5 protein-coding genes are annotated in these 5,397 nt (G+C 64.1%); all 5 read left to right on the top strand.

The window, feature by feature from the left end; genetic code table 11:
- A partial coding sequence (locus tag ACIQ2E_RS15135; protein WP_398332321.1) for a hypothetical protein occupies positions 1–1,132 on the top strand: 1,132 nt, incomplete at its 5' end.
- Positions 1,132–2,034: a nucleotide-diphospho-sugar transferase gene (locus ACIQ2E_RS15140; protein ID WP_398332323.1), complete on the top strand. Its 903-nt coding sequence runs from the start codon at positions 1,132–1,134 to the stop codon at positions 2,032–2,034. The genes ACIQ2E_RS15135 and ACIQ2E_RS15140, both read left to right, overlap by 1 nt.
- A complete protein-coding gene (locus tag ACIQ2E_RS15145) occupies positions 2,034–3,257 on the top strand; it encodes a glycosyltransferase (protein ID WP_398332325.1) in 1,224 nt (407 codons plus the stop codon). The genes ACIQ2E_RS15140 and ACIQ2E_RS15145 overlap by 1 nt, the downstream gene beginning before the upstream one ends.
- 21 nt (positions 3,258–3,278) lie before the next feature.
- Positions 3,279–4,442, top strand: coding sequence for a GDP-mannose 4,6-dehydratase (gmd, locus tag ACIQ2E_RS15150; RefSeq protein WP_398332327.1), 1,164 nt, complete (start codon positions 3,279–3,281; stop codon positions 4,440–4,442).
- On the top strand, positions 4,439–5,397 hold a 959-nt coding region (locus ACIQ2E_RS15155; protein ID WP_398332329.1), incomplete at its 3' end, for a GDP-L-fucose synthase family protein. The genes gmd and ACIQ2E_RS15155, both read left to right, overlap by 4 nt.

Below are 5,397 nucleotides of genomic sequence, written 5' to 3' on the forward strand. Positions count from 1 at the left end.
GATGGCGCTGCAGATTGCTTTTCACGCCAATCAGCTCTCCGAACGCGGCTGCGAGGTGGCGTTGTACGACTACTGCCATTACTGCGAAACCCTGCTGGGCCATCAACCGCTGGTGTTCTATCCCCGCCGGGCGGCTGCTAATGAGCCATCCGTTGTGGAGCGTTTTGCATCTCGGTTTCCGGTGATCGCCTACGACCACTTCAGTCAGGTGGATGCGGAGATTCAGCGGCTTGGTGTGGATGTGTTTTACACGATCAAAGGCGGTGAGCTTGATCGCATTGTGAGCCGTTGTGTGCCCACCATGGTGCACGCGGTGTTTGCTCAGTCGCTGTTGGAGATCCATGGCTCGGCCTATGCCTTCATCTCTGAGTGGTTGTCGTTGAAGTGCTCTGCCGGGTTGGTGCCCGCTGTGCCTTTTGTGGTGCCCACGCCTGCCGGAACCAGTGGGCCCGGCCTGCGTGAGCAGTTGGGCATCCCAAGCCATGCCGTTGTGATTGGCAGTTATGGGGGGCGTGGTTCGTTTGATGTGGATTTTGTGCGAGATCAGGTGATTCCAGATGTTCTGGATCAGCGCAAGGATTGTTATTTTCTTTTTATGAATTATGTGCCGTTCCTTGAGCATCCACGGGCGCTATTCCTGGAGCGTTCCACGGATGTGCTGTTCAAGCAGGCGTTTGTGGCCGCGTGTGATGCCATGCTGCACGCCCGACGCCAGGGGGAATCGTTTGGCCTGGCCTGCGCTGAGTTTTCCGTTCAGAACAAGCCGATCTTCAGTTATGCCCATACCCCGGATCGGCATCACCATTACGTGCTGGGATCGGCCGCCAGCCTGTATCGCAATGCTGCGCATCTTGAGCGGCTGTTGCTTGGCTTTGATCCCTCCAGGCCGCCCCCGCCCGATACAGGCGCCTATCGGCGCTACACGCCAGACATGGTGATGGAGGCGTTTGATCGGCACCTGATCCAGCCCGCCCTGGATCGGGGCGCCTGGGCTGTGGGCTTCACCACTGCCACATTGCCCCTGCGTCGCCCGCTCTCCCCCCTGGCCCGGGGTCTGTTCTGGCACCTCCAGATCGTGGCTCGGCGCCTCGGTCGCCTGGCCCGTTTGCTGAGGCGCCCCTTCCAGGCTTGATGGCGTTTTCCACCCCGATCCTGGTGATCTTCTGGAACAGACCCGCCCTGTTGGCTGGTCTGTTGGATGTGCTCGAGCCCCTGCAGCCCGAGCGTCTCTATCTGGCCTGTGATGGCCCGAGGGCCGGTGATGCGCACAACCAGGCTCTGGTGGAGCGCTGCCGTGCCTTGATCGACGAACGGGTCACCTGGCCCGTTCAGCTGCGGCGCCGTTATGGCGACCACAACCAGGGTTGCCGAGCCGGCGTGGCCTCAGCGATCAGCTGGTTCTTCGATCAGGAACCGGAAGGCATTGTGCTGGAGGACGACGTTTGGCCGGACCCCAGCTTTTTCCCGTTCATGCAGGAGCTGTTGGCGCGCTACCGCGATGACAGCCGCATTGGCTCCATCTCTTCGCACCACTTCCACCGCCAGCCCAGTGGCGGCAGCAGCTACCGCTATTCCATCTACAACCATTGCTGGGGCTGGGGCAGCTGGCGCCGTGCCTGGCAGCACTATGACTACACCTTGTGCAGCTGGCCTGCCTTCCGCGATCAGGGGCTGCTGGAGGGGTTGGGTAACCGCCGCTTTCAGCGTTACTGGACCCGCATCCTCGATGCCACCGCGGCGGGCCAGATCGACACCTGGGATTTCGCCTGGACCTACAGCCACTGGAAGGCCGGCATGCTCTCCTGCGTGCCCGATCGCTGCTTGGTGCGCAATGCCGGCTTCGGGCCCGATGCCACCCACACCAATGCTGAGGCTTGCCCCTTGCCGGAGCCGGAGGCGATGCCGTTCCCGCTGCAGCACCCCGGGTTCCTGCGGCCCAGCCCCCTGCACGACGAGCTCACCCATCGGCATCAATACCGCGACCCTTCACTGCTCGAGCGCTTGCAACGCAAATGGCGACGCCTGCGGCAGTGATGAGCGGCTGGCCCCGCAGCCTGCAGCTCTCCGGGGCCCCCGCCGGCAGCGGTTCGGACATCGCTGCGCGGCGGCTGCGGGCCGCCCTTCAGGCCGCTGGAGCCCAGGCCGATTGGATCAGTCCCAGCCAGCAGTGCCGGGTCGGTGAGCCCGATCGTTCTTCTTCATCTCTGTTCTGGACCCGTTCCGCTAACGCCTCGCGCTTGTTTGGGCGAGCGGTGGACCGCCTCGATCGGCGCCGGATTGGATTGCATCTCTCGATCACGCCGGGGCTGCGCAGTGGTGCGCTAGGGCGCTGGCCGGCGGATCTGATCCACTTGCATTGGCTGGGGACAGGTTTTCTGTCGTTGTTGAGCCTGCGGCGGTTGGGCAAGCCCCTGGTGTGGACCCTGCATGACCTCTGGCCCGTGCTCGGGGTGCTGCCTTATCCCGCACGGGGCGATGCCGCGCCAACGGGGCTGGGATTCGATTTCGACCCGCTGGCGGTGGCCATCAAACAGCGTGCGATCCCGGAGGGGATCCAGTTCGTCGCCCCCAGCCCCTGGGCCGCCCAGCAGGCGGAGCAATCGGACGTGTTTCAAGCCCTGCGCCAATCCCGGCCGATCGCCGTGATCCCCAACGCCGTGGATCCGTTGTTTTTTGAGGGCCCCCAGGAACCAGGCTCGCGCCGCGATCCCCAACGGCCGCTGCTGCTGTTCGGCGGCTCCAATGCCTTCAGCGATCCCCGTAAGGGCTGGCAGCTGCTGGCGCCATTGCTGCCTTGGCTGGCTCGGGAGCATCCCCAGTGGCGATGCGCCAGCTTTGGTGAGTTGCCCCCTGCCGGCCTGCACTGGCCCCAGCCCTGGCAGCACCATGGCCTGATCCGCGATCCCCGCCAGTTGGCGGCGTTGTACCGCTCGGCTGATCTGCTGGTGGTGCCCTCCCAGCAGGAAACCTTCGGGCAGGTGGCCGCTGAGGCCCAGGCCTGTGGGCTGCCGGTGCTGGCCTTGGCCGACAGTGGCGTGGGCTCCGTGGTGGAGCACCTGTGCAGCGGCTACCTGTTGCCCCAGTTCACCCCCGAGGCGCTGCAGCAGGGCCTAAAGGTGCTGTTGGAAGATCCCCACCGTCGCCAGGCCCTTTCGCTACGCGCGAGTCAACAGGCGGCTGAGCGCTTTCAACCGCAGCAGGTGGCGGCGCAGCACCTGCACCTCTATCGGCAACTGGTGGCTGGGGGTGGGTTCTAATGGCTGCAGCGCAATCAGCCCATGGCCTTCAACCCCGCCAGCGTGACTTGCAGCGGCCGAGTGGCCCTGATCACCGGCATCACGGGGCAGGACGGCAGTTATCTGGCGGAGCTGCTGCTGGAGAAGGGCTATGTGGTGCATGGCATCAAGCGCCGGGCCAGCAGCTTCAACACCAGCCGCATTGATCATCTCTATCAGGATCCCCATGAGGCCGATCCGCGGCTGGTGCTGCACTACGGCGACCTCACCGACAGCACCAACCTGATCCGGATCATCGAGCAGGTGCAGCCCGATGAGATCTACAACCTGGGGGCCCAGAGCCATGTGGCGGTGAGCTTTGAGGCGCCGGAGTACACCGCCAACAGCGATGCCCTGGGCACTCTGCGAATTCTGGAGGCGGTGCGCATGTTGGGCCTCACCCAGAAAACGCGCATCTATCAGGCCAGCACCAGCGAGCTTTATGGATTGGTGCAGGAAATCCCCCAGAAGGAAACCACCCCCTTCTATCCCCGCAGCCCCTATGCGGTGGCCAAGCTTTATGGCTACTGGATCACGGTGAATTATCGCGAAGCCTACGGCATGTATGCCTGCAATGGGGTGCTGTTCAACCATGAATCACCGCGTCGCGGTGAAACCTTCGTGACCCGCAAGATCACCCGCGGCCTGGCGCGCATTGATGCCGGTTTGGATCAGTGCCTGTTCATGGGCAACCTGGATTCGCTGCGCGATTGGGGTCACGCCCGCGACTATGTGGAGATGCAGTGGAGGATGCTCCAGCAGGACACGCCGGAAGATTTTGTGATCGCCACCGGCCGCCAGGAGAGCGTGCGCCGCTTCATTGAGCTTACGGCTGAGCAACTCGGTTGGGGGGGCATGCGCTGGGAGGGCACTGCCCTTCAGGAGTGCGGCATGCGTGCCGACACTGGAGCGGTCGTGGTGCGCATCGACCCGCGCTACTTCCGCCCGGCCGAGGTGGAAACGTTGCTGGGGGACCCCACCAAAGCCCGCGACAAGCTGGGCTGGACGCCCACCACCACCCTCGAGGAGTTGGTGGCGGAGATGGTCGCCGTAGACAAGGAAGAAGCGGCCAAAGAAGCCCTGCTGCGCCGCAAAGGCTTTGCCGTGGTGGGCTCGATGGAAAACCCGCCCACCAACCCCGAGGCGGTGAAGGCGGCCCAGCGATGACGGCGCTGATCACACCGGCGGATCGGATTTTTGTCGCTGGGCACCGCGGCATGGCCGGCAGTGCCATCTGCCGGGCGCTGCAGCGTGGTGGCTACGGGCAGATCCTCTCCGCCAGCCGCGACGAGCTCGACTTGCTGGATGGCGCTGCTGTGCAGCGCTGGTTTGCCGCCGAGCGGCCCACGGTGGTGGTGCTGGCGGCGGCCAAGGTGGGCGGCATCCATGCCAACTCCACATACCCAGCGGATTTCCTGCTGGAGAACCTCAAGATCCAGGCCAATGTGATCGAAACGGCCTGGCGCCAAGGGGTGAAGCGGCTGTTGTTTCTGGGTAGCAGCTGCATTTACCCCAAATTTGCCGAGCAACCGATCCGGGAGGAATCACTGCTTACCGGCTCCCTCGAGCCCACCAACGAGTGGTACGCCATCGCCAAGATCACCGGCATCAAGCTCTGTGCGGCCCTGCGCCTCCAGCACGGCTTCGATGCCATCAGCTTGATGCCCACGAATCTCTATGGGCCGGGAGACAACTACCACCCCACCAACAGCCATGTGCTGCCAGCCCTGATCCGTCGCTTCCATGAGGCGGCTGAGCGCGGAGATGCCAGCGTCACTTGCTGGGGCAGTGGATCGCCGTTCCGGGAGTTTTTGCACGCCGACGATTTGGGGGAGGCCTGCGTGTTCGCCCTGGAGCGCTGGAGCCCCGAACCGAACGACCTCCAGCACTTGAATGTGGGCACAGGGGTGGACCTCACCATCAAACAGTTGGCGGAGGCGGTGGCGGAGGCCACGGGCTTCCAGGGTGAGATCCTCTGGGACACCACCCAGCCCGACGGCACACCAAAGAAACAGCTGGACGTGAGCCGCATGGCGGCCCTGGGTTGGCGGGCGAGAATCCCCCTCAGCGAAGGCCTGCGCAGCACGGTGCAGCTGTTCCTTGAGCAGCTGGATCAACAGCT

It is taken from the genome of Vulcanococcus sp., from assembly GCF_044369115.1.
Lineage (GTDB): Bacteria > Cyanobacteriota > Cyanobacteriia > PCC-6307 > Cyanobiaceae > Vulcanococcus.